At 62.8% G+C, this 26760-nt stretch carries 24 protein-coding genes, 1 tRNA gene and 1 riboswitch; of the genes, 11 read left to right on the top strand and 14 right to left on the bottom strand.

Translation table 11 applies throughout. From position 1 onward, the window contains the following. Positions 1 to 21 precede the first annotated feature (21 nt). Positions 22 to 1212: an O-succinylhomoserine sulfhydrylase gene (locus ACWGTI_RS16060; protein WP_454588017.1), complete on the bottom strand. Its 1191-nt coding sequence runs from the start codon at positions 1210 to 1212 to the stop codon at positions 22 to 24. A 57-nt stretch (positions 1213 to 1269) separates the two neighbouring features. Further along, positions 1270 to 1347, bottom strand: a riboswitch (SAM riboswitch). A gap of 79 nt (positions 1348 to 1426) precedes the next feature. Here ACWGTI_RS16060 and ACWGTI_RS16055 point away from each other — a divergent pair. Continuing rightward, positions 1427 to 2521 carry a 2'-deoxycytidine 5'-triphosphate deaminase gene (locus ACWGTI_RS16055; RefSeq protein WP_454588016.1) on the top strand — a complete coding sequence of 365 codons (1095 nt, stop codon included), beginning with the start codon at positions 1427 to 1429 and terminating at the stop codon, positions 2519 to 2521. 101 nt (positions 2522 to 2622) lie between these two features. Next, a complete protein-coding gene (locus ACWGTI_RS16050; protein WP_454576519.1) occupies positions 2623 to 3393 on the top strand; it encodes an ABC transporter substrate-binding protein in 771 nt (256 codons plus the stop codon). Between the two features lie 56 nt (positions 3394 to 3449). On the opposite strand, the gene araD1 is transcribed toward ACWGTI_RS16050, so the two are convergent. The 4 genes from araD1 to chvE form a co-directional block, all read right to left on the bottom strand. Further along, positions 3450 to 4445, bottom strand: a complete 996-nt coding sequence (gene araD1, locus ACWGTI_RS16045) for an AraD1 family protein (RefSeq protein WP_454576518.1) — start codon at positions 4443 to 4445, stop codon at positions 3450 to 3452. Between the two features lie 211 nt (positions 4446 to 4656). After that, positions 4657 to 5943, bottom strand: a complete 1287-nt coding sequence (mmsB, locus tag ACWGTI_RS16040) for a multiple monosaccharide ABC transporter permease (protein ID WP_454588015.1) — start codon at positions 5941 to 5943, stop codon at positions 4657 to 4659. Further along, positions 5940 to 7472 carry a multiple monosaccharide ABC transporter ATP-binding protein gene (mmsA, locus tag ACWGTI_RS16035; protein ID WP_454588014.1) on the bottom strand — a complete coding sequence of 511 codons (1533 nt, stop codon included), beginning with the start codon at positions 7470 to 7472 and terminating at the stop codon, positions 5940 to 5942. Before mmsA ends, mmsB begins: the two co-directional genes overlap by 4 nt. 100 nt (positions 7473 to 7572) lie before the next feature. Then, a complete protein-coding gene (gene chvE / locus ACWGTI_RS16030) occupies positions 7573 to 8643 on the bottom strand; it encodes a multiple monosaccharide ABC transporter substrate-binding protein (RefSeq protein WP_454588013.1) in 1071 nt (356 codons plus the stop codon). A 295-nt stretch (positions 8644 to 8938) separates the two neighbouring features. Between chvE and ACWGTI_RS16025 the strand changes: the two genes are divergently transcribed. Together ACWGTI_RS16025 and ACWGTI_RS16020 are read left to right on the top strand one after the other, a co-directional pair. Continuing rightward, complete coding sequence (locus tag ACWGTI_RS16025; RefSeq protein WP_454588012.1) at positions 8939 to 9928, top strand: LysR family transcriptional regulator; 990 nt, start codon at positions 8939 to 8941, stop codon at positions 9926 to 9928. Between the two features lie 215 nt (positions 9929 to 10143). Beyond that, entirely contained in the window at positions 10144 to 10560 is a 417-nt protein-coding gene (locus ACWGTI_RS16020; RefSeq protein WP_454588011.1) for a hypothetical protein, read from the top strand. Positions 10561 to 10663: 103 nt separating this feature from the next. On the opposite strand, the gene ACWGTI_RS16015 is transcribed toward ACWGTI_RS16020, so the two are convergent. The 3 genes from ACWGTI_RS16015 to ACWGTI_RS16005 all read right to left on the bottom strand — a co-directional run bounded on the left by ACWGTI_RS16015 (position 10664) and on the right by ACWGTI_RS16005 (position 12699). Further along, positions 10664 to 10737: transfer RNA gene (locus ACWGTI_RS16015), tRNA-Gly, on the bottom strand. Between the two features lie 15 nt (positions 10738 to 10752). Continuing rightward, the gene (locus ACWGTI_RS16010; RefSeq protein ID WP_454588010.1) at positions 10753 to 11469 is read right to left on the bottom strand and encodes a hypothetical protein; all 717 of its coding nucleotides are present in this window, start codon (positions 11467 to 11469) and stop codon (positions 10753 to 10755) included. A gap of 105 nt (positions 11470 to 11574) precedes the next feature. Next, positions 11575 to 12699 (bottom strand): acyltransferase family protein, encoded by a 1125-nt coding sequence (locus ACWGTI_RS16005; protein WP_454588009.1) that lies wholly within the window; start codon positions 12697 to 12699, stop codon positions 11575 to 11577. Between the two features lie 299 nt (positions 12700 to 12998). Here ACWGTI_RS16005 and ACWGTI_RS16000 point away from each other — a divergent pair, with 299 nt between their 5' ends. Then, on the top strand, positions 12999 to 13262 hold the full coding sequence (locus tag ACWGTI_RS16000; RefSeq protein ID WP_454588008.1) for a DUF6460 domain-containing protein: 264 nt from the start codon (positions 12999 to 13001) through the stop codon (positions 13260 to 13262). 67 nt (positions 13263 to 13329) lie between these two features. Here the strand turns inward: ACWGTI_RS16000 and ACWGTI_RS15995 are convergent, their stop codons facing one another. Beyond that, a complete protein-coding gene (locus ACWGTI_RS15995; protein WP_454588007.1) occupies positions 13330 to 14232 on the bottom strand; it encodes a histone deacetylase family protein in 903 nt (300 codons plus the stop codon). 114 nt (positions 14233 to 14346) lie between these two features. Between ACWGTI_RS15995 and ACWGTI_RS15990 the strand changes: the two genes are divergently transcribed. Continuing rightward, positions 14347 to 15684 (top strand): MATE family efflux transporter, encoded by a 1338-nt coding sequence (locus ACWGTI_RS15990; protein ID WP_454588174.1) that lies wholly within the window; start codon positions 14347 to 14349, stop codon positions 15682 to 15684. Here the strand turns inward: ACWGTI_RS15990 and ACWGTI_RS15985 are convergent. Together ACWGTI_RS15985 and ACWGTI_RS15980 are read right to left on the bottom strand one after the other, a co-directional pair. Then, positions 15681 to 16757: a quinone-dependent dihydroorotate dehydrogenase gene (locus tag ACWGTI_RS15985; RefSeq protein WP_454588006.1), complete on the bottom strand. Its 1077-nt coding sequence runs from the start codon at positions 16755 to 16757 to the stop codon at positions 15681 to 15683. The two genes, ACWGTI_RS15990 and ACWGTI_RS15985, sit on opposite strands and share 4 nt — an antisense overlap. Continuing rightward, the gene (locus tag ACWGTI_RS15980; RefSeq protein WP_454588005.1) at positions 16754 to 17104 is read right to left on the bottom strand and encodes a DUF952 domain-containing protein; all 351 of its coding nucleotides are present in this window, start codon (positions 17102 to 17104) and stop codon (positions 16754 to 16756) included. The genes ACWGTI_RS15985 and ACWGTI_RS15980 overlap by 4 nt, the downstream gene beginning before the upstream one ends. 105 nt (positions 17105 to 17209) lie before the next feature. Here ACWGTI_RS15980 and ACWGTI_RS15975 point away from each other — a divergent pair, with 105 nt between their 5' ends. Further along, positions 17210 to 17638, top strand: coding sequence for a hypothetical protein (locus tag ACWGTI_RS15975; RefSeq protein WP_454588004.1), 429 nt, complete (start codon positions 17210 to 17212; stop codon positions 17636 to 17638). A gap of 126 nt (positions 17639 to 17764) precedes the next feature. Next, entirely contained in the window at positions 17765 to 18424 is a 660-nt protein-coding gene (locus ACWGTI_RS15970; protein WP_454588003.1) for a response regulator transcription factor, read from the top strand. A 54-nt stretch (positions 18425 to 18478) separates the two neighbouring features. Here the strand turns inward: ACWGTI_RS15970 and ACWGTI_RS15965 are convergent, their stop codons facing one another. After that, entirely contained in the window at positions 18479 to 19129 is a 651-nt protein-coding gene (locus tag ACWGTI_RS15965) for an O-methyltransferase (protein ID WP_454588002.1), read from the bottom strand. 94 nt (positions 19130 to 19223) lie between these two features. Between ACWGTI_RS15965 and ACWGTI_RS15960 the strand changes: the two genes are divergently transcribed. After that, complete coding sequence (locus ACWGTI_RS15960; protein ID WP_454588001.1) at positions 19224 to 19856, top strand: TetR family transcriptional regulator; 633 nt, start codon at positions 19224 to 19226, stop codon at positions 19854 to 19856. A gap of 15 nt (positions 19857 to 19871) precedes the next feature. Here the strand turns inward: ACWGTI_RS15960 and ACWGTI_RS15955 are convergent, their stop codons facing one another. Beyond that, positions 19872 to 23360 carry a PAS domain-containing hybrid sensor histidine kinase/response regulator gene (locus ACWGTI_RS15955; protein ID WP_454588000.1) on the bottom strand — a complete coding sequence of 1163 codons (3489 nt, stop codon included), beginning with the start codon at positions 23358 to 23360 and terminating at the stop codon, positions 19872 to 19874. Between the two features lie 251 nt (positions 23361 to 23611). On the opposite strand from ACWGTI_RS15955, the gene mscL reads away from it, so the two are divergent. Together mscL and ACWGTI_RS15945 are read left to right on the top strand one after the other, a co-directional pair. After that, the gene (gene mscL / locus ACWGTI_RS15950; protein WP_023669649.1) at positions 23612 to 24034 is read left to right on the top strand and encodes a large conductance mechanosensitive channel protein MscL; all 423 of its coding nucleotides are present in this window, start codon (positions 23612 to 23614) and stop codon (positions 24032 to 24034) included. A 104-nt stretch (positions 24035 to 24138) separates the two neighbouring features. Beyond that, a complete protein-coding gene (locus tag ACWGTI_RS15945; protein WP_454587999.1) occupies positions 24139 to 25305 on the top strand; it encodes a pyridoxal phosphate-dependent aminotransferase in 1167 nt (388 codons plus the stop codon). 146 nt (positions 25306 to 25451) lie between these two features. Here the strand turns inward: ACWGTI_RS15945 and hemA are convergent, their stop codons facing one another. Continuing rightward, entirely contained in the window at positions 25452 to 26729 is a 1278-nt protein-coding gene (gene hemA / locus ACWGTI_RS15940) for a 5-aminolevulinate synthase (RefSeq protein WP_454588173.1), read from the bottom strand. Between the last annotated feature and the right edge of the window lie 31 nt (positions 26730 to 26760).

Here is a 26760-nt window from a genome sequence, read left to right as displayed (position 1 = left end):
CTCGCTTTTCGGACCAGGCCGCTACTTGGCCGCCTTCAGCGCCTGTTCGACGTCATCGAGCAGATCATCCGTATCCTCGAGACCAACCGACAGCCTCAGCGTTCCCGGCCCGATGCCGAGCTCGGCGCGCGCCTCGTCGCTGAGGTTCTTGTGCGTCGTCGTCGCCGGATGGGTGATCAGGCTCTTGGCGTCGCCGAGATTGTTGGAGATCAGCACGATGTCGAGCGCGTTCTGCAAGGCGAAAGCGGCCTGCTTGCCGCCCTTGACGTCGAGGCAGATCAGCGTCGAGCCGCCAGTCATCTGCTTCTTGACGATATCGGCCTGCGGGTGGTCGGCGCGGCCGGGATAGATGACGCGGGCGATCTGCGGCTGCCCGGCCAGGAAGTCGGCGATCTTGGCCGCACTTTCCGTCTGCTGGCGCACGCGCACGGGCAATGTTTCCAGGCCCTTCAGCAGCGTCCAGGCGTTGAACGGCGACAGGCTCGGACCGGTGTGGCGGAAATAGTCGTGCAGATTCTCGTCGATCCACTTCTTGTCCGACAGGATGATGCCACCCAGGCAGCGTCCCTGGCCGTCAATGTGCTTGGTGGCGGAATAGACGACGATGTGGGCGCCGAGCAGCAAGGGCTTCTGCTGCAAGGGCGTGGCAAAGACATTGTCGACGATCAGCCTGGCGCCGATCGAGGTCGCCAGCGATGCGACGGCGGCAATGTCGACCACTTCCAAGGTCGGATTGGTAGGGCTTTCCAGGAAGAACAGTTTCGTGTTCGGCCTGACCGCCTTTTCCCAGTTGGCGATGTCGGTGCCGTCGACCAGCGTCGCCTCGATGCCGTATTTCGGCGCCAGCGTCTCGACCACCCAGCGGCAGGAGCCGAACAGCGCGCGCGCCGCAACGATATGGTCGCCGGCCTTGGCGCTGCACAAAAGGGCGGCCGTCACCGCCGCCATGCCCGATGCGGTGGCGCGCGCATCTTCGGCACCTTCCAGCGCGCACATGCGCTTTTCGAACATGTCGACGGTCGGGTTGGCGTAGCGCGAATAGATGAAGCCAGGCTCCTCGCCCTTGAAACGGGCTTCGGCGGCCTGTGCCGTTTCATAGACATAGCCTTGGGTCAGGTACATCGCTTCCGACGTTTCGCCGAACTGGGAACGCAGCGTTCCCCCGTGCACGAGTGCGGTCTGAGGCTTCCAGTTACGCTTCTTGGTGCTCATCGTTTTTGTTCCAGACACAAAAAAACCGGCCGCGAAAGTCGCAACCGGTCCATACGGCCTTGCGGCCCGACGGTCCTTTAGCGACTTGTTTAACGTGGCTGCAAGCCGACCGGCCAAATCACCACGGGATAACGACCCTTTAGACCTCAGCCATGCTTGCGTCAATTGCCGGCTTCATTAAGAGGTTTGTACCAGTTGGAATGGAGCCAGCCTTTTGCGGCAGACAGGCATTCTTCCCGATCAGGACATTTCCGCGCTGTTTCAGTCCGGCGCGCTGAAGTCGCCGCGCGCGCTCGACGCCGACCAGGTCCAGCCGGCCAGCCTCGATCTCAGGCTCGGTGACAAGGCTTTTCGCGTACGCGCCTCCTTCCTGCCGGGTCCCGACCATTTGGTGGCCGACAAGCTTCACCGGCTGAAACTGCACGAGTTCAGTCTCGCCGAGGGCGCGGTGCTGGAAACCGGTTGCGTCTACATCGTGCCGCTGCTCGAAAGCCTGGCGCTGCCTGCAAACGTGTCCGCCTCGGCCAATCCGAAGAGTTCGACCGGACGGCTCGATATCTTCACCCGGGTGATGACCGATCGCGGCCACGAGTTCGACAAGATCGCCGCCGGCTATCATGGGCCGCTCTATCTGGAGGTCAGCCCGCGCACCTTCCCGATTGTCGTGCGTGCGGGCTCGCGGCTGTCGCAGATCAGATTCCGCACCGGCAATGCACTCCTGTCGGAGAGCGAACTCAAGGAATTGCACCACGCGGAAATGCTGGTGGCGACCGAGCCGCCCAACATTTCCGGCGGCGGCATTGCGCTGTCCATCGACCTTGACGGCGATCGGAACGGCCTGGTGGGCTATCGCGGCAAGCATCACACCGGACTGGTCGACGTCGACAAGCGCGCCGCGCAGAACGTCGTCGATTTCTGGGAGCCGCTCTACAAGAGCGGCGCCGGCGAACTGGTGCTCGATCCCGACGAATTCTACATCCTGGTCAGCCGTGAGGCGGTGCACGTGCCGCCGCTCTACGCCGCCGAGATGACGCCCTTCGATCCGCTGGTCGGTGAATTCCGCGTCCACTATGCCGGCTTCTTCGATCCCGGCTTCGGCCATTCGGCGTCCGGCGGCACCGGCAGCCGGGCAGTGCTCGAAGTGCGCAGCCACGAAGTGCCGTTCATTCTCGACCATGGCCAGATCGTTGGCCGGCTGGTCTACGAGCACATGCTGAAGCGGCCGCAGGCGCTGTACGGCACCGATCTCGGTTCCAACTACCAGGCCCAAGGCCTGAAACTCTCCAAGCATTTCCGAACCGCCGGCTGAAGCTTGATCACCGCCAGGCAAAATACTTGCCTGCGTTGCCCCGCCATGCTTGGCTGCCTTTCGGTGGCCGGCAAGAGACCGGCGCGTAAGGGGAACCAAAAATGCAGATATCAAGATGGATCATATCGGCAGCCGGCGCTGCCATGCTGGTGATGGCGGCCGGCTCGCTGGCACAGGCGCAGGAAAAATTGAAGATCGGCACTGAGGGCGCCTATCCGCCCTTCAACACCATCACCGCGGACGGCAAGGTCGAAGGCTTCGACATCGATATCGCCAATGCGCTCTGTGCGCAGATGAAGGTTGAATGCGAGATTGTCACCCAGGACTGGGACGGCATCATTCCGGCGCTGCAGGCGAAAAAATTCGACGCCATCATCGCCTCGATGAGCATCACCGAGGAGCGCAAGAAGCAGGTGGCCTTCACCAACAAATACTACACCACGCCGCTGGCGCTTGTGGCGCCGAAGGACAGCGACCTCACCTCCACCGAACCGGCCGCCCTTGCCGGCAAGACGGTGGGCGCGCAGGCCTCGACCACCCAAGCCGACTACGCCCAGAATGCCTACGGCAAGGCCGGTGCCGAGGCAAAACTTTATCCGACCCAGGAAGAGGCGATTACCGACCTGCAGAATGGCCGCCTCGATGCGGTGATTTCGGACAAGTTCGTGCTGATGGACTGGCTGAAGAAGGCGAGCGACGGCTGTTGCAAGCTGGTCGGCGACGTCAAGGGCACCGAGACGCAAGCGGGCATCGCCGTGCGCCTGGAAGACACCGCCCTCCGCGACAAGCTCAACGCGGCCATCGACGCCATCGTCGCCGACGGCACCTACAAGAAGATCCAGGCCAAGTATTTCGATTTTGATATTTATTGAGGGTGAGCTGCCGCGCCTTCCCTTCTCCCCCAGGGGGAGAAGGGAAGGGCGCTATGTCACAACGCTTTCACCGCCACCTTCACCGGCTGCTCGATTTCCAGCGGGTTGCGCAGCGGCAGGCCGAAATCCCCGGCTTCGATCTCGAAGACGTCGCCGGCTTCAGTCCTGATGCCGTCGGCGAAGGACAGCGTCGCCGTGCCGAACATGTGGACATGCACGTCGCCAGGCTGGCGGAAGGCTGAATATTTGAAGTGGTGATGCTCGAGATTGGCGATGGTGTGCGACATGTTCGCCTCGCCCGACAGGAACGGCTTTTCCCACAGCAGATTGCCGTCGCGCAGGATGCGGGAGGCGCCTCTGATGTCGGCCGGCAGGTCGCCGATCAGGATCTCCGGTCCGAACGAGGCGTTGCGCAGCTTGGAATGCGCCAGGAATAGATAGTTCACCCGCTCGGTGACGTGGTCGGAAAACTCGTTCGACAGCGTGAAACCGACGCGGAACGGTGCACCGTCGTCGCCGATGACATAGATGCCGGCGATTTCCGGCTCCTCGCCGGCGTCCTGCGCGAAGGCCGGCGACATCAGCGCCGCACCCGGCGCCACCGCCATGGTGCCGTTGCCCTTGTAGAACCATTCCGGCTGCACGCCGGTCTGGCCCTTGGCCGGCTTGCCGCCTTCCAGTCCCATGCGGAACATCTTCATGGAATCGGTGAGTTGTTCCTCACCGCCATCGCTGAGCTTCTTGTGCATGGAATCGCGCGTCGCCGCCGAGCCGAGATGGGTCAGCCCGGTGCCGGTCAGATGCAGATGCGCGGGATCGGGATGGTTGATCGGCGACACCAGCCGGCCCTTCTTGTAGGCGGCGTCGAGGTCCACGGCCTCACCGTATCCCTTGCGCTCGATCAGCGCGGCGAGACCGGTGCCGGTGCGCGCGGCTTCCATCGCCAGCGAATAGACGCTGCGGGCGCCATTGATGATCCTGGTCTTGCCGCCGCCATTGCGGGCGACGACGCGGATCGTCTCGGCGTCGTCGAGGATCTGGGAGATCAGCATGATGAAACCCTCTCTCATGTGCCTTGGCCCGGTTGCCTCTTGGCAAACCTTGACCTGCGCGGCTCGGACCACGCCGCGCCACGGGTTGAACTCTTCGTCCGGATTGCGCTCGCGGGCTCGGTCCCTCAGGGGACTTGCTGATGTCGGCAGGTTGCCGGCAACATCGCGATCTTGACCCGTATGCCTTCTTCGTTGCCTCGCCTAAGCCTGTTCAAGCCTTGTTCTTGTTGTAGACGTCGAAGATCACCGCGCCGAGCAGCACCAGGCCTTTGACCACCTGCTGCCAGTCGACATTGACGCCCATGATCGACATGCCGTTGTTCATCACGCCCATGATGAAGCCGCCGACGACGGCTCCGATGACCTGGCCGACGCCGCCCATCGCCGAGGCGCCGCCGATGAAGACGGCGGCAATGACGTCGAGCTCCGAGCCGAGACCCGCTGCCGGCACCGCCTGGCCAAGACGAGCCGCGATGATCAGGCCGCCGAGCGCCGACAGCACGCCCATATTGATGAACACCATCAGCGTCAGCCGCTCGGTGTTGATGCCCGACAGCTGCGCCGCCTTGGCGTTGCCGCCCATCGCATAGATGCGGCGGCCGATGGTCATGCGCTTGGTGACGAAGACGAACAGCGAGATCAGCACGCCCATGACCAGCAGCACGACCGGCAGGCCCCTGTAGCTGGCGAATTCATAGACCAGGAACAGCGCCAGCGCGCTGGCGACCAGCGTCTTGACGATGAAAAGGGGGAAGGGCTCCGCCTCATAGCCATGGCGTTCGCGCTTGCGCCGGGTGCGAACCCCGAAATAGGCATAGGCCAGCACGGCAATCAGGCCGAGCACGACCGTCGTCATGTGCAGCGTCAGGCCGCTGCCCAGGATGGTCTTGCCGGCGGCGTTCACCGTTGGCGGGATCAGCGTCAGCGGGCCGATCACGTCTGGGATGAAGCCGGAGCTGAGCGCCTTGAAGTCGCCCGGAAGCGGACCGACCGAGGATCCGCCGCCTAGCAGCGCCTGGCAGATGCCGCGGAAGATCAGCATTCCGGCCAGCGTCACGATGAAGCTTGGTATCCGGTGATAGGCGATCCAGTAGCCTTGCGCGGCGCCGATCAGGCCACCCACGATCAGGCAGACAATTGAAACCACCAGCGGATTGCTGAGCGGGCCGAGCTGCCAGATGACCATCATGTTTGCCGCCAGCGCGCCGATGAAACCGGCGACCGATCCGACGCTGAGGTCGATATAGCCCGATACGATCACCAGCAGCATGCCAAGCGCCATCACGATGATGAAGGAGTTCTGCTGCACCAGGTTGCTGAGGTTGACCGGCTTGAACAGCGTTCCCGACGTGGTGAACTGGAAGAACAGCATGATGACGATCAGCGCGATGATCAGACCGTATTCGCGCAAATTCGTCGTCAGCGCCGAAACGGCGATGCGCGGACGCTGTTCTTCAGCGACGTTGCCCTGCGGGGCGGGGGCGGTTTCGGTGCTCATGCTGCTTTTCCTTCTCCCCGAACGATGGCGCGCATTATTTTTTCCTGGCTTGCGTCCGTCGCGGGCATTTCGCCGACGATGCGGCCTTCGTTCATGACGTAGATGCGGTCGGTGATGCCTAGAAGCTCCGGCATTTCCGACGAGATGACCACGATCGCCTTACCCTCCGAGGCAAGGCGGGCGATGATCGTGTAGATTTCGTACTTGGCGCCGACATCGATGCCGCGCGTCGGCTCGTCGAGGATCAGCACGTCCGGATCGGCGAACAGCCATTTCGACAGCACCACCTTCTGCTGGTTGCCGCCGGAAAGATTGCCGGTCATCTGATAGACGCTGGAGGCCCGGATGTTGGTTTTCTTGCGGTAGTCGTTGGCGACCGCGAGCTCGCGCAGATCGTCGATCACGCTGTGGCGCGACACGCCGCCGAGATTGGCGAGCGTAATGTTGTGTTTGATGTGGTCGATGAGGTTGAGACCGTAGGTCTTGCGATCCTCGGTCACGTAGGCAATGCCGTGCTGGACCGCCTTGCTCACCGTGGAGACATCGACCGGCTTGCCCTTGAGCAGCACCTCGCCGGTGATGCGGCGGCCATAGGAACGGCCGAACAGGCTCATGGCGAATTCGGTGCGGCCGGCGCCCATCAGCCCGGCAATGCCGACCACCTCGCCCTTGCGCACATTGATGTCGATGCCCTTGATCACCTGCCGCTCGGCATGGAGTGGATGATAGACCGACCAGTTCTTCACCTCGAACACGACTTCGCCGATCTTCGGCTCTCGCGGCGGATAGCGGTCATCGAGCGAGCGGCCGACCATCGAGGTGATGATGCGGTCTTCCGAGATGTCCTTCTTGGCCAGCGTCTCGATGGTGCGCCCGTCACGGATGACCGTGACCTTGTCGGCGACCCGGTTAACCTCGTTGAGCTTGTGCGAGATCAGGATCGAGGTCATGCCCTGGCGCTTGAATTCGAGGAGCAGGTCGAGCAGCGCCTGGCTGTCCTTTTCGCTGAGTGACGCCGTCGGCTCGTCGAGGATCAGCAGCTTGACCTCCTTGCTCAGCGCCTTGGCGATTTCGACCAGCTGCTGCTTGCCGACGCCGATATTGGTGATCAGCGTCTTGGGGTCCTCCTTGAGGCCCACCTTCTTCAACAGCGCGCTGGTGCGCTGCTCGTTGGCGTCCCAGTCGATGACGCCGTAATTCGCGTGCTCGTTGCCGAGGAAAATGTTTTCGGCAATCGACAGCATCGGCACCAGCGCAAGCTCCTGGTGGATGATGACGATGCCCTTGCGTTCGCTGTCATGGATGCCTTTGAACTGGCATTCCTGGCCCTGGAAAATGATCTGGCCGTCATAGGTACCTGCGGGATAGACGCCCGACAGCACCTTCATCAGCGTCGATTTGCCGGCGCCGTTCTCGCCGACCACCGCATGGATCTCGCCTTCCTCGACTCTGAGGTTGACGTTCGACAGCGCCTTCACGCCAGGGAACGTCTTGGTGATGTCGCGCATCTCCAAAATCGTCGAGGTCATCAGGGCAAGCTCCTCCGAGGCCGGTAGAAAACAATACCGGGCTCGCTGGTGAACGAAAAGGGGCCCTGCGTTGCGCAGGACCCCTGATTTTACAACCGGATTACTTCAGTTCGTCGGCCTTGATGTAGCCGGAATCGACGACCAGTGCCTGGTAGTTCGACTTGTCGACATCATGCGGCGTCAGCAGGATCGAGGGAACGACCTTGACGTCGTTGTTGTAGGTCTTTTCATCGAGGCCTTCCGGCTTGCCGCCCGAGAGCACCTTGTCGACGAGCTCGACGGTGGCCTTGGCCAGTTCGCGGGTATCCTTGAACACGGTCGAGTACTGCTCGCCCGAGATAATCAGCTTGACCGAGGCGGTCTCGGCGTCCTGGCCGGTCACGATCGGCCATGGCTGAGCGTCGGTGCCGTAGCCGACGGCGCGCAGCGAGGCGGTGATGCCGCGCGACAGGCCGTCATAGGGCGACAGAACGCCATCGACGCGGCTGCCGTCCGAGTAGTTGGCGGAGAGCAGGTTGTCCATGCGCGCCTGGGCGGTGGCGGCGAGCCAACGCAGCGTGCCGACCTTGTCCATGCCGGTCTGGCCGGACTTGATCTTGATCGAGCCGTCATCGATCAGCGGCTGCAGGACGGAGATGGCGCCGTTGTAGAAGAAAAAGGCGTTGTTGTCGTCCGGCGAGCCGCCGAACAGTTCGACGTTCCACGGCTTGGTGCTCGGGAAACGCTCCTTGAGACCCTTGACCAGCGAATTCGCCTGGATCACGCCGACGCCGAAATTGTCGAAGGTGGTGTAGTAGTCGACATTGGCGGTCTTCTTGATCAGGCGGTCATAGGCGACGACGACGACGCCGGCGTCAGCGGCCTTCTGCAGCGCATCCGACAGCGTGGTGCCGTCGATCGAGGCGATGATCAGCGCCTTCGGACCCTTGGTGATTTCGTTTTCCAGCTGGCTGAGCTGGTTGGGGATGTCGTCCTGCGCGTATTGCAGGTCGACCGTGTAGCCGAGAGCCTCGAGCTGGGACTTGACGGCATCGCCGTCATTGATCCAGCGCTGCGAGGTCTTGGTCGGCATTAGCACGCCGACGAGACCCTTGTCGGCGGCGTGCGCCTGATAGCTCATGGCAGCAATGCCAAGGGCCGCGACTGCGGCCAGTGTCTTGATGATTTTCACGTAAAACTCTCCCTGGTTGATGGACGCGACACCTCGGGGCTTCGCGGGCCGCGCAGTCGGGCGGATGCGCCAAAGCGCCGCCGCCGTCATATCGATCTCCGGTATCCTCCCAATCGGCCCTCAGTACCTGATTTCAATCGATACGATTCTGCTCGTCATCGACCGTCAAGTCTTGAGGACGCGCGAAGGGTGTGTCCCTTTGCCATAACTGTCAAATGCGATCTTCGGTGGTTGCTATACCGAAACCGGTATATGACTGACGCGGACCAGAACAGTGGCGGGAGCGGGTAAGAGCATGGCGGCGTTGGGAAATCATCGTGGAATTTCAGACAGTTACGATGAATCGCCAGGCGATGGCGAAACACTTCTGCGCAGTGGGCTCAGCCTGCGCCACATGCGTATGATCGCGGCGCTCGATGATCACGGTCGGGTGAGCGCGGCGGCGCAGGTGATGAACATCTCGCAACCGGCGGCCTCGCGCATGATTTCCGAGATGGAAGCGGTGCTTGAGGTGAAGCTCTGCGAAAGGCTGCCGCGCGGCATCACGCTGACACCCTATGGCAAGGCTCTGGCCAGGCGGGCGCGCTCGATCCTGCTCGAAATGCGCGAGGCTGACCGCGAAATATCCGAGCTCAAGTCCGGCAAGGGCGGCTCGGTGTTTTTGGGCGCGGTGACGGCGCCGGCGATCGAACTGGCGGTGCCGGCGATTCGCGAGATCCGCCGCCTCTATCCGCGCATCGAGATCACCATGCAGGTCGAAACCTCCAATGTGCTGGCGCGCGAACTGATTGCCACGCGCCATGATTTCATCATCGCGCGGATCCCCGACGACCTCAATCCGCGCCTGTTCGAATCGCGCGTCATCGGCGTCGAGAAGGCCTGCCTGATCGTGCGCCGCGGCCATCCGCTGAGCAACGGCAAGGCGGTGCGGCTGGAGGATACGGCCGCCTATGACTGGGTCTTCCAGTCTGGCGGCTCGCCATTGCGCCAGGCGATGGAGAGCAATTTTTTGAACCGCAGCATCGCGTTGCCGGACCGCATCCTCAACACCAGCTCTTTGTTGCTCACCCTGGTCATGGTGGCGCAGTCCGACGCCATCGCCCCGGTGTCGATCCAGGTGGCAAAATTCATCCAGAACCCCGACGGTCTCGCCGGCGCCATCGACGTCGTCCAGACCGAGTTCGACATCGAGGTCCGGCCCTACAGCCTGATCACGGTAAAGAACCGCGCGCTGTCGCCGGCAGCCAAGATGCTGCACGATTTCATTTTGCGCGAGGTGGGGTAGGGCCGGAGCTGCGGCCGGAAGCGAAGGCCGAGCGGCGCCGTGCTTGCGCGCGAGGGCCGCTCGGAGGATGCGCTCGCGCTCGTGTAACAGCCCGATCGGAAGATTGATGAGCGTTGCCTAATGTTAACCATCTTGATGCTAGCCTAGGCCCCGCGAGACAAACGCGAGACCCCGGAATGAAAATCGATCTGCTGCCTGCAAAGCTTGAATGGACGTTGAAGACCTTGGCGATTGGACTCTTCGCCGCCATTCTGACGACGCCGCCCGCGAATGCCGAAACGGTCGGCGACAATCCGGGTGGCCAGATCGTGAACTTCGCCCTGCACATTGCCGAATTGCGCGCCGCCGACGAGCCGGTGAGCTTCGAGGGCGCGTGCGACAGCGCCTGCACGCTCTACCTGTCGCTGCCCGTCGAGCAGCTTTGCGTGACCCCGCACGCCTCCTTCGGCTTTCACCTTCCTTTCGGTGTCGGCGCGCGGCAGAACGCGATCGCCGCCAACTACCTGATCTCGCAATACCCGGACTGGGTGCGGCAATGGATCGATGAGCATGGCGGCCTGACGCATACCATAGTGCGCATGGAAGCCGACGAGGTGGCAAAGCACCTTCCTTTGTGCGGCGTGCTTGCATGAACGGGCCGCGGCGGCGCCGGACAGGTTGCCGGCGCCGCTTGACCAGAGGGCGTCCGGCCTGCGGCAGGGCGCCGGAAGGGTCCACCCAATCGTTTGATTCTGCTGGAGCGGGTAGAGGGAATCGAACCCTCGCGTTCAGCTTGGGAAGCTGACAAGCTACCATTACATCATACCCGCGTCGGACTCTCGATATCATGATGGGCCCGTATCGGGCAATCGCCCTTGGACAGCTGTTCGGAAACGGCTGTTGGAAACCCCGCCGGCGGGAGCATCACTTTCGCGCGGGAAGTTCCATGCGCACGCGCGCGCCGCGCCATGAACCGTGCAGAATCCGGATCGTGCCGTCATGCAGCCGGGCGATCTGGCGGGCGAGGTTGAGGCCGAGGCCGGCGCCGCGCGATTGCGGCTGCAAACGACTATACGGTCGGGCCCGAGGCGCAGGTCTATTTCGGCAATCTGACGCTCTATGGGCAAGCCTACTACGGCAAGATCGATCTGGATTTCGATATTCCGACCGAGTGGGGCGTTCGCAGTGTTGCGCGCGATTTCGTGCAGCCGAACCTGCGACTCGACGGCGAAGTTGCCTTCAACAGGGTTGGCTTCGATTTTGCCGATTTCGATACGGTCAGTCTTGCAGCCCAGGCCACGTATCGGTTCGAAGGTACACCATGGTCGCTGTTCGGCCGTTACCAACACGACCGAATTTCGGTCGAATCCGAAACTTTCAACACCAGCAACAAGTACATGATCGGTCTGCGCGCCAGCTTTGGCAGCAGGACGCTGTTCGACGAAGATCGCAATGGCGCGACGATGGACACCTATCGGTCCAATTCCATCTTGCCCTTCGGCGGGGCACAGTAGACCGCTGCTAGCGTTATCATGGACCGCCTGCTCGATGCCGGCGGTCAAGTGCGCATCTCCGGTCGGCGCGCGAATCCGGGCACCTGAATTTGGAGATAGGCCTTGTCCGCATCGCGGCCTTCGGCTCGCCTAAGGAATGTGATGCACGACGCCCTAAGGGGTCGGCAGGGGATCCGGACGAAGCGCATTTCCCGAGTAGCCGAACGAGATGTGACGCCGCAGCCATACCATGAACCTGCGCTCAAGAAGGTGTGCGCTTAGCCAGGAAACCAAGAGAACCGGAGGAATCGAAAGGACGGCAAATAGCAACTGGGATCCACTACCAGCGATCCTGTCCAGGTCGAAGTGAAGCATCGAGCGCTTGACGACCGACAGGACGATCGGGTGCCATAGGTAGAGGCTGAAACTGACGGTTCCAAACCACTGCATGACATTCGCCTTTAGCGCGTTCGAACCCCATCCGTTGCCGTAGGCAAATCCGGCAAGGCCAATGGTAGCGGACAGGAAGGCAATAGCGGCGAGGGGTAGCTGAGCAAGGGGGCTCCATTCAAAAACATTCTGGTCGGTTACCGGTCTGACGCCCAATTCCGAGACCGACATCCAGCTTGCCAGAAAAACCAGCAGCATTATGAGCGGATGGCGCAGCAGGATTGGCGGCAGTTTCCGGCCGAATACACCGCTGACTATGAGAAGACCGCAAAAGAAGAAGATCGCGCGAGGCCTAAACAAACAGATGGCGACGCCGAGAACGATGCCTAAAAGCATGGCACCCGGGACATTCTTCTTGTAGAGCCACCAGGTAAAGCCGCACATTATATAGAAGGCGAACTCATAGCTCAGGGACCACGCCGCCGGGTGAATGAGCGGGAGGGATATGATCCCCGGAACAGCCAAGAGGTTTGCCGGAACTATCCAGGAGAGCTGCGACGCGCTTAGATGCGCTACCGTCTTCTCGCCAGCCACTATCGACATGATTGTGATGATGCCGACCGTCGGCCAGAGGACCGGAAATATCCTTGTGGCCCTGTTGACAATGAATTCGATCGGAGAGTTCGATTTAATCAACGTGTTCGATATCACAATCGCGCTGATACCGAAAAAGAGCTCCACTGCAAATTGCAGCGACATCATGAAGTTGTACGGCAATCCGTCGGACAAAAACGGGAAGGTTTTTAGCCCGGAGTTAGCTATGTGATGCAAGAAAACGGCTATTGAGAAAAGGCCGCGTGCACCATGTACGCCGGTATTGAAACCGCCAAGCCGGTTTGTTGTGTTCATGAACTGTCAGCGTCCCAATTTCGCCTCACGCCGCTAAAGCAGGCTGCCGGATCAACGAACTCCATCTACAGCTAACTGTTTGTTAACCACGATCTAAGCAGAGATTGCTGCACTGCACAATGACTATTTTAGCAACCCGTGAAGTGTCCCTTTGAGCACATGCGCAATCCCTGCCGCACTGCAGCAGGTGTCGAACGGCCCGCGCACCATGCTTGCGCCGCCCGGCTTGATGCCACGCTGTCAAGTGCGTATCTCTGAGCCTGTGCCCGAATCCGGGCACCCGAATCTGGAGCAGGGCCTTGTCCGCATTGACGCGCTTTCTCGGCGACTCGCCCGTCAGGGTGATCGTCAAGCTGTTGGTCGTGTCGTTCCTCGTCGGACTGGTGATGAACGCGTTCGGCTGGACGCCGATGGACGTGTTCTACCGCATCCAGGGATTCTTCATCGATCTGTGGAATCTCGGCTTCAACGCCGTCTATCGCTTCTTCGGCTATATCCTGCTCGGCGCCGCGATCGTGGTGCCGGTCTTCATCCTGCTCAGGGTTGCAAATTACCGGAAGTGAGTCGGAGCATGATCCCGAAAAGTGGAAACCGGTTTTCTGAAAAGATCATGCTCAAATCTGAGGTTCCTCAGGCGTAGGCTGATGCTACCTCGAACAGGATGGCGTGGCGTGCCGCCAGTGCCGCCACATCGTTCGAATAGCCGCCGCCGATGACGCCACAGACCGGAATGTCCAGCGCGCGGAAATGGCCGATCACCATTTCGTCGCGGGCGCGCAAGCCGTCATCGCTAAGCGAGAGCCGGCCAAGCCGGTCCTCGGCATGGACGTCGACACCGGCATTGTAGAAGACGATGTCCCAGGGCGCCTTGGCCGAGAGCTCCGGCAGAAGGACGCCCAGCCGCTCGAGATAGGCCGCATCGCCGGTGCCATCCGGCAGCTCGATGTCGAGGTCGGAGGCGATCTTGCGCACGGGATAATTGCGCTCGCCATGCATGGAGAAGGTAAAGGCGCGTGGTTCGTCTTTCAGGATGTCCGCGGTGCCGTCGCCCTGGTGGACGTCAAGATCGACGACCAAGATGTTCTGCACGGCACCTTCGCCGAGCAGCACCAGCGAAGCGACGGCGACGTCGTTGAAGGTGCAGAAGCCGGCGCCTTGCGCGCGCCGCGCATGGTGGCTGCCGCCGGCGCTGTTGCAGGCAATGCCGCTGACCAGCGCCAACCGTGCCGCCAGCACCGTGCCGCCGGCGGCGAGCTGCGCTCTCAGCGAAACGCGTGGCCCGACGGCAAAGCCGATCTCGCGCTCGATCTTTTCAGGCACCGCACAAGCGATCACCTGGTCGACATAGTCGGCCGCATGGGCAAGCTTCAGCCAGGAGGCCAGCGCCGGTTCCGGCATCGACAGTGCGCTGGACCCGATCAGACCTCGCGTATGCAAGGCCTGCATCAGCAGCGGATATTTGCTCATCGGAAAACGATGGTTGACGGCAAAGCCGGCATCGTAGTCGGGGTGGTGGACGATCTGCAGGGGCATCAGGGCTCGCGCCAAGGTCGGTAATTCGGTTGGCCATTGCGGCGTGAGTGATTGCGCGGTGGCCGGAAAATGGGGCACATCGGCTGTTCGATCAAGCAGCAAGGCAGCAATCTCCTGGACCAGGGCGCAATCCCAGCCGACGCGAAGCCCTTCGCCGTCACCAACAGTTCGGTGCTTGCCATCGCGGTGCCGATGACGCTGGCCTATCTGACGACGCCTCTGCTCGGCATCGTCGATACGGCGGTGGTCGGGCAGTTTGGCGACGCGGCCCTGCTCGGCGGCCTGGCGGCCGGCGCGCTGGTCTTCGACGTCGTCTTCAACACCTTCAATTTCCTGCGCTCCGGCACCACCGGCCTCGTCGCCCAGGCTTTCGGCCGCGGCGACCAGTTGGAGGAGCAGGCGGTGTTCTGGCGCGCCGTGCTGATCGCGGTCGCCGCCGGCATCGCGCTTGTCGCCCTTGCGCCGCTGATAGCCATCGCCGGCCAGAAATTCATCGGCGCCGAACCGCGCGTCAGTGAGGCGATGGGCGTCTATATCAGGATCAGGATGCTCGCTGCCCCCTTCGCGCTGATCAACTACGCCATCCTCGGCTATGTGCTGGGGCGCGGCGAGGGCGGGCTTGGGCTGATGCTGCAGGCGGTGCTCAACGGCATCAACATCTTGCTCTGCATCCTGCTCGGCCTGAAGCTCGGCTGGGGCGTCGCCGGCGTCGCCTGGGCGACCGTCACCGGCGAGTTGCTGGCCATGCTGCTTGGCCTCGCCATCGTCGTCTGGCGCTTCAGGGCCGCGCCCGTTCTGCCGCGCCATCGCCTGCTCGACATGGCCGCCTTCCTGCGCATGCTCTCGCTAAACCGCGACATCATGATCCGCTCGTTCTCGCTGCTGGCCGCCTTCGCGCTGTTCACCCGCCAGGGCGCGCAGTACGGCACGCTGACGCTGGCCGCCAACGCCGTGCTGATGAACTTCTTCCTCGTCGCCGGCTATTTCCTCGATGGCTTCGCCACCGCCGCCGAACAGCTGGCCGGACGCGCCATCGGTGCCCGTGCCGAAACCTCGTTTCGCCGGGCGGTGCAGCTGACGCTGTTCTGGGGTTTCGGCCTGGCGGGAACCGCCACACTGATCTTCTGGCTCGGCGGCGCCGGCCTGGTCGCCCTGATCACAACAGCGCAGGATGTCCGCGATGTTGCCGATGTCTATCTGCCATGGGCGGCGCTGACCCCGCTCAGCGGCGTGCTGGCCTTCCAGATGGACGGCGTCTTCATCGGCGCAACGTGGTCACGCGACATGCGCAACATGATGCTGTTGTCGTTCCTGGCCTTCAGCGCCGCCTTGCTCGCTCTGGCGCCGGCATTGGGCAATCACGGCCTGTGGGCCGCGCTGCATGTCTTCCTGCTGGTGCGCGGCTTCAGCCTGCTTATGATTTTGCGGCTGAGAATGCGCATGGCGTTCTAGAGCGGCTTGGCAACCCACTGGTCGAGGCTGACATCACGCAGCGTGCGCAACGACTTCAGCCCTTCCTTGTCGACGAAGCGCACCATCCCGGTCAGAATGCGGCCCGGCAACGCCGGCCCGGCATAGATCATGCCGGTGTAGAGCTGGACGAGATCAGCGCCGGCGCGGATTTTCTCCAACGCCGTCTCGGCGGAATCGACGCCGCCGACACCGATGATGGCGCGCTTCGGCCCGAGCAGCTTGCGCATCTTGGCCAGCACGATGGTCGAGCGTTCGAACAGCGGCTTGCCGGAGAGTCCGCCAGCTTCGCCGGCGCCGGTCGTGCTGCGCAGTCCGGTCCGCGCCAGCGTCGTGTTGGAAACGATGACGCCATCGATCTGCTTTTCGCTCACTTCGGCGGCGACATCCTCAAGCTCGGCCTCGCCCAGGTCCGGCGCGATCTTGAGGAAGACGGGCGGCTGTGCCGAGGCGGAAGCGCGCGCAGCCATGACCCGGGCCAAAAGCTCGCCCAACTGCTCGCGCGCCTGCATGGTGCGTAGGCCGGGCGTGTTGGGCGACGAGATGTTGACGGTGAGATAGCTGGCGTATTTCGCAAAGCGGGAAACGCCCAACTCATAGTCACTGACGCGGTCGGCGCTGTCCTTGTTGGCGCCGACGTTGACGCCGACAATGCCGCTGCGTCCCTGGCGCGCGGCAAGGCGCTTCTCGGCCGCCTCGTGGCCCTCATTGTTGAAGCCCAGCCGGTTGATAACCGCATCGTCCTCGGTCAGCCGGAATATGCGCGGCTTCGGATTGCCCGACTGCGGCAGCGGCGTCACCGTGCCGGCCTCGGCAAAGCCGAAGCCGAGACCAAGCAGTGCATCCGGCACTTCGGCGTTCTTGTCATAGCCGGCGGCCATGCCGAGCGGGTTCGGAAAATCGAGGCCGCAGAGGCTGACCTTCAGCCTGCCGTCGCGCACCGGCCGCGCGCCGACCGGCAGACCGCATCGCAGCGCCGCGATCGACATGCCATGTGCCGTTTCCGGATCGAAGGTGAACAGCAGTTTCTGGCCGATGCGGTCGAGCACGCTCATTCACCCTCCAGCGCCGGAAACTGGTGCGTGCCATCAGGGCCAAGCGGCAATGGCCGCACCCACAGCACGGCGCTCATTTCGAGCACACCATAGAGATGGGGGAACAGCGCACCGCCGCGCGAGATCTCGTATTTCAGCGCTTCGCCCAGCCGGGCTCCATCGATGGAGACCAGCACCAGATCCGTCTGGCCGGCGAAATGCTTCGCAGCCGTTTCCCTGGCTTGTCCTGCGGTGGAGAAATGGATGAAGCCATCGGCGATGTCGATCGGAGCGCCGGTGAAGCGGCCGCTTTTCTCGGCCTCGCGCCAAAGCGCCTCGGGCGCGATCTTGTAGATAATCTGAGACATAGCTGCGCTATAGTCCGAACCGATCATGCGGGGAAGGGCAACCCTTCCGCATTTACGGCGCAAAGCTGTGATAGGCTCCCGCACACTGGCTCATGGAGGATGAACATGCGTCTTCAGCACATACTGATCCCCGCCGCACTGGTCTCGCTGGTCGCGGCATCGGCTTGGTCCGAGGAGACCGATCGCTACCGGCTCGAAAAATCGGCCAATGGCTATGTCCGCATGGATACGCAGACCGGCGCCATGTCGATCTGCGAGGAACGCTCTGGCCAGCTCGTCTGCAAGATGGCGGCCGACGAGCGCGCCGCCTTCCAGGACGAGGTCGACCGTTTGCAGGCCTCGATGAAGGCCATGGACGAACGCGTCACCAAGCTGGAGAATTCGCTGTCCGCCCGCCTCGAATCGAAACTGCCGAGCGAGGAGGATTTCGACAAGACAATGAACTACATGGAGCGCTTCATGCGTGGCTTCATGGGCATCGTCAAGGAGATGGACAATGGCGACGGCGCCAAGCTCGATGGCCAAAAGACCTGAGCTGGCGTCGGCCGGGCTGGGGAAAATTCAGCGGCCGGCCATTGCCGCTTGAAAATGCAACACTTCGCCGCATAATCGTCCGGTCCCGCAAAAGCAGACAATGATAACGGGATTTGGGAGGAATATTTGCCGTCGGGCTACACCTTCGTCATCGCCGACGACCATCCGCTTTTCCGCGGCGCGTTGAAAGAGGCGCTTGCCGGCGTTGGCGATGTTGCCGCCATCCACGAGGCCGGCGATTTCGAGAGCGCCAAGGCGCTGGTCGTGGCGTATGAGGATGTCGACCTGGTGCTGCTCGATTTGTCGATGCCGGGCGCCAGCGGCCTGTCTGGCCTGATCTCGCTGCGCGGCATCCATCCGGCGGTGCCGCTGGTGGTGGTGTCGGCCCACGACGACCCGGTGACGATAAGGCGTGCGCTCGACCTCGGCGCGTCCGGCTTCATCTCCAAATCGGCCAGCATGGAGGAGATCCGCGCGGCCGTGCAGACGGTGCTGGCCGGCGATATCGCCGCGCCCGTCGGCATCGATCTCGGTGTCGAGCGCGATCCCGAAATATCAGACCTGATAAAGCGGCTGCAGACGCTGACGCCGCAGCAGACGCGCGTGCTCGGCATGCTGGCCGAAGGCCTGCTCAACAAGCAGATCGCCTATGAGCTCAGCGTCTCCGAAGCGACGATCAAGGCGCATGTCTCGGCCATCCTGCAAAAACTCGGCGTCGACAGCCGCACCCAGGCGGTGATCCAGCTGTCCAAGATCGGCAACGACCCGCTGCAGCCGGTGGGTTGAGCGCCGAAGGCGCTCAGCTCTGTTCTGTCCCGGCCAAGCAGTCCGCCGGCGGCCTTAGCGCAACTTCACCGACAGTTCGACGTCGTCGCCGAACGGCGTCGACATGTAGCCCGATGCAGGCGCGCGTACGCGCTCGAGGTATTCGGGGTTGAAATCGGCGTTGTCGGCGATCACCAGCGCGCCGGGCCTGAGCCGGCTTTCGACCAGGCTCAATATCTCAGGGTAGATCGCCTTGGCGCCATCGAGCAGCAAAAGATCGATCGTTTCGGGAAGATCGGCGCTCAGCGTTTGCAGCGCATCGCCCTCGCGGACTTCCACCAGATCGATGAGGCCGCCCTCGGTCAGATTGGCCTTGGCCCGCATCACCTTGGATGGTTCGAACTCGGTGGTGATCAGACGGCCGCCGCCATTGTCCCTGAGTGCCGCGGCAAGATAGAGCGTCGAGATGCCGAACGAGGTGCCGAATTCGATGATGACGCGGGCGCCGCTGCTGCGCGCCAGCATGTAGAGCAGCGTGCCGGTCTCCGGCGAAACCGCGAGCCACAGGTCCTTCAGCCTTCCGTAGAAATCGACATATTCGGTCTTGCTGTGCAGTAGGCGTTCCCTCTCGTCGGGCGAGAAGCCGGCCGCTGCGGGGCTCGACGCTGCTTCCGCCTCCTTGAACAGGCGGGCGAGCAAGGGCGCGAGCGGGGTGAGGGTGGTCATCGAAGTCTCCAGTCGGAAAAACATTGCGTTCTTGTGTCGTGCTGAAAATACGAATAATCCTTCAGGTTTCCAATTCGCATTGCCGGACAGGACCATGACGGAACGTCCAAGCCATTCTATTTCCTCGCGAAAGCAGCCTAAGCAGGCTCGCGCGGTCGAGCTCATTGCGGCGATTTTGGAAGCTGCTGTTCAGGTTCTGGCGAGCGAAGGCGCGCAGCGTTTCACCACCACGCGCGTGGCCGAAAGGGCCGGCGTTAGCGTCGGCTCGCTCTACCAGTATTTCCCCAACAAGGCCGCCCTGCTGTTCCGGTTGCAAAGCCATAAGTGGCAGCAGACGGGCGGCCTGCTGCGCACCATACTCGAGGACAAACAGCGGCCACCGCTGGAGCGGTTGCGCAGGCTTGTCCATGCCTTCATCCGCTCGGAGTGCGATGAGGCTGCCGTGCGCGGGGCGCTCAATGACGCCGCTCCGCTTTATCGCGACGCACCCGAGGCGCACGAGGCAAGGGACGCTGGCGAGCGCACCGTTCAGACCTTTCTGGATGAAGCCTTGCCCGGGGGCCCGGAAACCGTCCGTACGCTGGCCGGTGGCGTGATCGGCGCGACGCTGAGCTCAGTGGGAAAGGACTTTTCAGGAAGCCCCCGCACCGACGCCGAGATCGAAGCCTATGCCGATGCCATGGCCGACATGTTCTGCGCCTACCTCGTAAGCCTTGGACACCGCTGAGACGGGCCGGCGTGGCTATTCCGCCGCCGAAGCCAGCGGCCTGACCCTTGATAGCATCGAGCGCAGCACGGCCGGCTTCAGCGGCTTGTTGATCACCGGCACATCGAGGGCGGCGGCAGCGGCACGAACCTCCGTGGAGCGGTCGGCGGTGACCAGCACGGCCGGCAGGTCCCGGCCGTGGATGTCACGCAGCCGCACAATCACGTCGAGGCCGCTCCTGCCGTCGAGATGATAGTCGGCAAGCACGATGTCGGGACGATGGATGTCGACCCTGGTGAAATCCTCCGATCCGGAGAAGGTGCCGACGCTGCAGCCCCAGCCTTCGAGCAAAAGCCGCATGCCGTCGAGAATGCGGGCGTCATTGTCGATGCACATGACGCGCAGCCCAGCCAGCGAGTTCGCGGTGCGAGCAGGCGCCTTGAGCTCAACCTCGCGCCGCGGCGCCTCAACGGCAGCAATCGGCAGGATGACGGAAAAGCGCGTGCCTTTGCCGGGGTGGGAAAAGATCTGGATCTCGAGCCTGAGCACACGGGCGATGCGGTCGACGATGGAGAGGCCGAGGCCGAGGCCTTCGGCCTCGCGCACGCCTTCATCGAGCCGGGTGAATTCGCGGAACACCGTGTTCAGCTTGTCGCCGGCAATGCCGATGCCGGTGTCGATCACCTGGATCTCGGCGAGCTCGCCGCGCCGCCGCACGCCGACCAGGATGCGGCCATGGCGCGTGTATTTGATGGCGTTGGAGACCAGGTTCTGGATCAGCCGGCGTAGGAGATTGCGGTCCGTCATCACGCTGAGCGACGAGGCCATGATCGTCAGGTCGAGTTTCTTTTCGGCGGCGAGTGGCTGAAAATCGTTGCCGATCTGGCGCAGCAGCCCGTCCAGCCGGAAGGCGCTGTCATCCGGCTTCATGGCGCCGGCGTCGAGGCGAGAAATGTCGAGCACGGCGCCCAGGATCGTCTCGACCGATTCCAGCGAGGATTCGATGTTGACGGCGGCCTTGCCAGCCGGCCCCTTTCCGGCCTTTTCGATCAATGACGAGCAGTAGAGCCGGGCGGCGTTCAAGGGCTGCAGGATGTCGTGGCCGGCGGCGGCGAGGAAGCGCGTCTTGCCGAGATTGGCCTCCTCGGCCAGCATCTGCGCCTGCGCCAGTTCCTCATTGACGCGCGTCAGTTCGACGGTGCGCGTCTTGACCCGCTGCTCCAGTGATTCATTGGCCCGCTTCAGCGCCAGATCCTGTTCGACGCGTCCGGAAATGTCGGCGTAGGTGGCGACGATGCCGCCGTCCGGCATCGGGTTGGACCGCAATTCTAGGATGCGGCCGCTGGTCTTCAGCTCCATCTGCCACGGGCTGACGAAGCTGGTCAGACGGTTGAGCATGGCCACGCGCTGGTCGGCCGGAATGTCGCCGCGCTCGGCGAGATGGCGCAGGATGCGGTCGAGCGAGACGCCGACCTGGCCCATCTCGTCGGGCAGGTCAAATAGCAACCGGTACTGGCGGTTCCAGCAGATCAGACGGAAATCCCGGTCGAAGACGGTAATGCCCTGTTCCATCTGGTCGAGCGCGATCTGAAGCAAGTCGCGATTGTGCTGCAACGCCTCGGTGGCGTCGTCGAGCAGGCGGAACGCATCTTTGGATTCGCGGTCGTTGCGGCGAAACAAAAGCGACAGGATCAGCCGCGCTGACGACGAGCCGACCGCGCTCGCCAGCAGCTGCTCGGAAAAGCGGATGACGTCCATGCTGGCCTGCTCATTGCCGTAGAGCGAGACGCCGGTGCTTTTCTCGAAGGACTGGAAGGAGCGCTCGGTGCGCTCGACGCCGAGATAGCGCGAAATGGTGTCCTTCAGCACGTTGACGGTGATGGCGGTGCGGAAGCGGCGCAGGCTTGGCATCGGACTGGCCTCGCGCGGCACAAAGATGGACGCCTGGATGCGTTCCAGCGGCACCGACGCGCGCGACAGCGAGCCAAGGACGAAGAACAGCGTATTGACGGACAGGCTCCAGAGCACGCCGTGATTCAGCGGCTCGGCGACGGTGCCGAACAAGGCCCGCGGCCGCAGCGCTTCGAAACCGAACAGGCCATGCACGACAATGTCGGCGTCGGCTGCGGAGAGCGAAGGCAAAAGCAGCGTGTAGCCCCAGACGAGGATGCCGGCAACCATACCCAGGGCCGCGCCCCGGCCATTGGCGCCGCGCCAGATCAGCCCGCCGATCAGCGCCGGTGCAAACTGGGCGATGGCCGCAAACGACATCAGGCCGATGGAGGAAAGCCGCGCAGAGTTGGTGCTCTCGCGATAGTAGAGGAAGGCGATGAACAAAAGGATGAAGATCGCACCGCGCCGTACATTGAGGATCAGCGTCGACCAGTCCTCATTCTCCGAGGTCGTTGTCTTGAGCAGCCGGCGCACGAACAGCGGGATGATGAGATCGTTGGAGATCATGATCGACAGCGCCACGCTTTCGACGATGACCATGGCGGTCGCCGCCGACAGGCCGCCGATGAAGGCCGCCATGGCAAGCACGTCATGGCCGCTGAACAGCGGCAGTGAAAGCACGTAGAGGTCGCTGCTGGTCCTGCCGCCGACCAGCGACAGGCCGGCGAAGGCAATAGGCAGCACGAACAGGTTGATCGCCACGAGATAGAGCGGAAACACCCAGGTCGCGGTGCGCAGTTCGGCCTCGCCACGGTTCTCGACGATGGTGACGTAGAACTGGCGCGGCAGCATGATGATGGCAAAGCCGCTCAGACAGGTCAGCACCAGCCAGGTGGCGAGCGAGGTGTTGTAGCCCATCGCCAGCCGCACCTGGTTGTTCTCGGCCAGTTTGTCGATCATATCGCCCGGTCCGCCGAAGATCAGGAAGGTCACCATCAGGCCGATTGCCAGGAAGGCGGCGAGCTTGACCACGGTTTCGACAGCCACCGCCAGCACCAGCCCGTCCTGGTGCTCGGTGGCGTCGGCGTGGCGGGTGCCGAACAGCACTGCAAACAGCGCCAAGAGCATGGCCACGACCAGCGAGATGTCGCTGACGAACGGATCGAAGGATGGCGGCGATCCGGTATAGTGCTCGACCATCAGGCCGACCGAACCGGAAATCGCCTTCAGTTGCAGCGCGATATACGGCACCGCGCCAATGGTGGCGATCACCGTGGCGATCGCCGAGACGGCAAAACTCTTGCCGTAACGGGCGCCGAGGAAGTCGGCGATCGAGGTGATCTTCTCGCTCTTGGCCAGCCGCACGATGCGGTTGAGCAGGGGAAAGCCGAACACGAACACCAGCACCGGGCCGGTATAGATGCCGAGGAACTCGAGTCCGCGCTCCGACGACAGGCCGACCGAGCCGAAGAAGGTCCAGGAGGTACAGTAGATGGCGAGGCTGAGCGCGTAGATGAAGGGTCGGGCACGACCGGGCCCGGAAGCCGCCGAGCGCCGGTCGCCGAGGCTGGCAATGACGAACAGCAGCGTCACATAGGCGACGGCAATGATGACAATGAACCAGCCCTGCACGGCTCGAAAGTCCTCCTCCAGCCAGTATTCATGCGGCCTGGCCAGACGCAATCACAGCTTTGGGGTCGAGTCCATCGCGGCTTTCGGCGCATGGCGACGACGCGCCGCCTGTCGAGCCTGTGACCTAAGGTAAAGAGAATGCGGTGTTTTCCGCTTTTGCTTCTGTTGCAACCTCAGGTTTTTGTTATGGTATGCGCGGGCCGGCGCCGAAGGACGGCGGCAGCGCGGCCTGCCATGACAAGGAGGGTCGAATGCTGAAAGAGTTCCAGGAATTCATTTCCAAGGGCAATGTGATGGACTTGGCCGTCGGTGTCATCATCGGCGCTGCCTTCGGCAAGATCGTCACTTCGCTGGTCGACGACGTCATCATGCCGATCGTCGGCGCGATCTTCGGCGGACTGGATTTCAACAACTATTTCCTTGGACTTTCCTCGGCCGTCAACGCCCCGACGCTGGATGCGGCAAAGGGGCAGGGCGCGGTCCTTGCCTATGGCAGCTTCATCACCGCGACGCTGAACTTCCTCATCCTCGCCTTCATCATCTTCCTGATGGTGAAGGCCGTGAACAATCTGCGCAAGCGGCTTGAGCGCGAGAAGCCTGCTGCACCAGCGGCCCCGCCGCCAGCTGACGTCGCACTGCTCACCGAGATCCGCGATCTCCTCGCCAGGAAATAGCGCCGAGGCAGGTCCTTGGACCAAAACCCCGGTCATTCGCGGCCGGGGTTTTCTGTTGCTGCTTCTGTTAAAAGCACTCACCTGACATCAAAACGGACCTGTCCATGACCTTGATCGATAGTTTGCGCGCCGAAGCCGTTGCCGCCCCTGAAAGCGGCATTGTCGCCGTGGTCAATTACGGGCGCACGCGCGAGGGGATGATCCCGCTCTGGGCCGGTGAAGGTGATTTGCCGACGCCTGCCTTCATCTCCGAAGCCGCCGCCAAGGGGCTCGCCAATGGCGAGACCTTCTACACCTGGCAGAAAGGCATTCCGGAGCTGCGGCAAGCGCTTTCCCGCTACTATCTCAGGCATTTCGGCAAGAATTTCGCCGAGGAAGAATTCATCGCCACCGGTTCCGGCATGCACGCCATCCAACTGGCGCTTGCCGCCGTCGCTGGCAGTGGCGACGAGGTCGTCTATCTCTCCCCGGCCTGGCCGAATTTTGCCGCCGCCGCCGGTGTCTCCGGTGCTACTCCCGTTGCGGTCACGCTCGACCAGTCCGGCAATGGCTGGTCCTGCGATGTCGACAAGATTGCAGCCGCGGTCACGCCCCGCACCAAGGCGCTGTTCGTCAACACGCCGTCCAACCCGACCGGCTGGACCGCCGACAAGGAAACGCTGCAGTCGATCCTCGATCTCGCCCGTGAAAAGGGCCTGTGGATCATCGCCGACGAGATCTATTCGCTGTTCCACTACGGCGGTGGCCGCGCGCCGTCCTTCCTCGACATTTCGACCGCGGAAGACCGCATCCTGTTCGTCAACTCCTTTTCCAAGAACTGGGCGATGACCGGCTGGCGCATCGGCTGGATCAAGACCCATCCCGACCTGCAGCAGGTGTTCGAGAACCTGATCCAGTATTCGACCTCGGGTGTTGCCCAGTTCATGCAGCGCGGCGCCATCGCTGCCCTCGACCATGGCGATGCCTTCATCGTCGAGCAGGTGGATCGCGCGCATGCGGCACGCGACCTGGTCTGCGACATAATCGGCGCCACCGGCAAGGCGCGCTTCACCGTGCCGCAAGGCGCGTTCTACCTGTTCTTCACGGTCGACGGCATCACCGATCCGCGCCGGGCCGCCTTCGACGTCGTCGACAAGGCCAATGTCGGCCTGGCCCCCGGCACCGCCTTCGGCCCCGGCGGTGAAGCGTTTTTGCGGCTGTGCTTCCACCGCCGCCTCGATCAGCTCGAGGAAGCAGCGCATCGCCTGGCGAGGTGGATGAAAAGCTTCTGAGCCGTCTGAAGCCGGATTGAAAGCCGTTCCGACGAGTCAGCTGGCGTGGGTTTCGAGAACCGGAGCGCAGCGGACATTTGGGTCCGTGAGCACCGGAAGCGGAGAAACCTGTGTCAGATGGCCGTCGGAGCGAGTTTCAAACGGCTTCAGCCGCCGGACTTCGGCACCAGCAGGGGCACAATCCGCTCGCTCTTGGCGACGGCGGGTCGTCCGGCGGAGCCGTAGGGGATGCCGAGCGCATCCCATGTCTCGACCAGCGCGTCCTGCAGACCCGCAATCAGTGCATCGGTATGGAACGGCGTCGGCGTAATGCGCAGCCGCTCGGTGCCGCGCGGCACGGTCGGGTAGTTGATCGGCTGGATGTAGATGCCGTGCACGCCGAGCAGGCGGTCGCTGGCCATCTTGCAGAGTTCGGGGTCACCGACCAGCACCGGCACGATATGTGTCGGCGACTCCATCACCGGCAGGCCGGCGGCGCTGAGGACCTCCTTGGTCCGCGACGCCTGGCGCTGCTGCGCATCGCGTTCGGCCTGCGAACGCTTCAGATGCCGAATGGAGGTGGTGGCGGCGGCGGCGATCGCCGGCGGCAGCGCCGTGGTGAAGATGAAGCCCGGCGCGTAGGAGCGCACTGCGTCGATGATGGCGCTGTTGCCGGCGATATAGCCGCCGAGCGTGCCGAACGCCTTGGCGAGCGTGCCTTCGATGATGTCGATGCGGTCGGCCAGGCCTTCGCGCTCGGTGATGCCACCGCCGCGCGGTCCGTACATGCCGACGGCGTGGACCTCGTCGACATAGGTCATGGCATTGTAGCGTTCTGCCAGTTCGACGATCTCTCTGATCGGCGCAATGTCGCCATCCATCGAATAGACGCTCTCGAAGACGATCAGCTTGGCGCGTTCGCGACCCGCCGCCTGCAAAAGGCTTTCGAGATGCGCGACGTCATTGTGGCGGAAGATCTTCTTTTCGGCGCCCGAGCGCCGCACGCCCTCGATCATCGAAGCGTGGTTCAACTCGTCCGAGATGATCAGGCAGTTGGGCAAAAGCCGCGCAATGGTCGAGATCGAGGCCTCGTTGGAGACGAAGCCGGAGGTGAAGACCAGGGCCGCTTCCTTGTCGTGCAGATCGGCCAGTTCCACTTCGAGCTCGACCAGCGGGTTCGAGGTGCCCGAAATGTTGCGGGTGCCGCCGGCGCCCGAGCCCATCTTGCCGGCCGCGTTCTGCAACGCGGCGATGACATCCGGGTTCTGGCCCATGCCGAGATAGTCGTTGGAACACCAGACGGTGATTTCCTCGGCGCGGCCGTTGGAACGCCAGATGGCACGCGGAAACTTGCCGACAATGCGCTCGAGATCGGCGAAAACGCGGTAGCGCCGCTCGGCATGGAGCTGATCGATCGCTTCCTCGAAGAACCGCTGATAGTTCATGTCGCCTTCCCAGTTTTGTGCGGGATCATAA

The organism is Mesorhizobium sp. ArgA1 (assembly GCF_053714375.1).
The sequence above is the reverse complement of the archived record's forward strand: the minus strand, read 5'-3'. Positions and strand labels throughout refer to the sequence as shown.

Coding starts and splice junctions, on each gene's coding strand:
- ACWGTI_RS15975 (WP_454588004.1), top strand. CDS start 17,210: ATGCGTCTTCAGCACATACTGATCCCCGCCGCACTGGTCTCGCTGGTC.
- mmsB (WP_454588015.1), bottom strand. CDS start 5,943: ATGAGCACCGAAACCGCCCCCGCCCCGCAGGGCAACGTCGCTGAAGAA.
- ACWGTI_RS15980 (WP_454588005.1), bottom strand. CDS start 17,104: ATGTCTCAGATTATCTACAAGATCGCGCCCGAGGCGCTTTGGCGCGAG.
- ACWGTI_RS16005 (WP_454588009.1), bottom strand. CDS start 12,699: ATGAACACAACAAACCGGCTTGGCGGTTTCAATACCGGCGTACATGGT.
- ACWGTI_RS16025 (WP_454588012.1), top strand. CDS start 8,939: ATGGCGGCGTTGGGAAATCATCGTGGAATTTCAGACAGTTACGATGAA.
- ACWGTI_RS15995 (WP_454588007.1), bottom strand. CDS start 14,232: ATGCCCCTGCAGATCGTCCACCACCCCGACTACGATGCCGGCTTTGCC.
- araD1 (WP_454576518.1), bottom strand. CDS start 4,445: ATGCTGATCTCCCAGATCCTCGACGACGCCGAGACGATCCGCGTCGTC.
- ACWGTI_RS15945 (WP_454587999.1), top strand. CDS start 24,139: ATGACCTTGATCGATAGTTTGCGCGCCGAAGCCGTTGCCGCCCCTGAA.
- hemA (WP_454588173.1), bottom strand. CDS start 26,729: ATGAACTATCAGCGGTTCTTCGAGGAAGCGATCGATCAGCTCCATGCC.
- mmsA (WP_454588014.1), bottom strand. CDS start 7,472: ATGACCTCGACGATTTTGGAGATGCGCGACATCACCAAGACGTTCCCT.
- mscL (WP_023669649.1), top strand. CDS start 23,612: ATGCTGAAAGAGTTCCAGGAATTCATTTCCAAGGGCAATGTGATGGAC.
- ACWGTI_RS15985 (WP_454588006.1), bottom strand. CDS start 16,757: ATGAGCGTGCTCGACCGCATCGGCCAGAAACTGCTGTTCACCTTCGAT.
- ACWGTI_RS16060 (WP_454588017.1), bottom strand. CDS start 1,212: ATGAGCACCAAGAAGCGTAACTGGAAGCCTCAGACCGCACTCGTGCAC.
- ACWGTI_RS15960 (WP_454588001.1), top strand. CDS start 19,224: ATGACGGAACGTCCAAGCCATTCTATTTCCTCGCGAAAGCAGCCTAAG.
- ACWGTI_RS15965 (WP_454588002.1), bottom strand. CDS start 19,129: ATGACCACCCTCACCCCGCTCGCGCCCTTGCTCGCCCGCCTGTTCAAG.
- ACWGTI_RS16050 (WP_454576519.1), top strand. CDS start 2,623: ATGCAGATATCAAGATGGATCATATCGGCAGCCGGCGCTGCCATGCTG.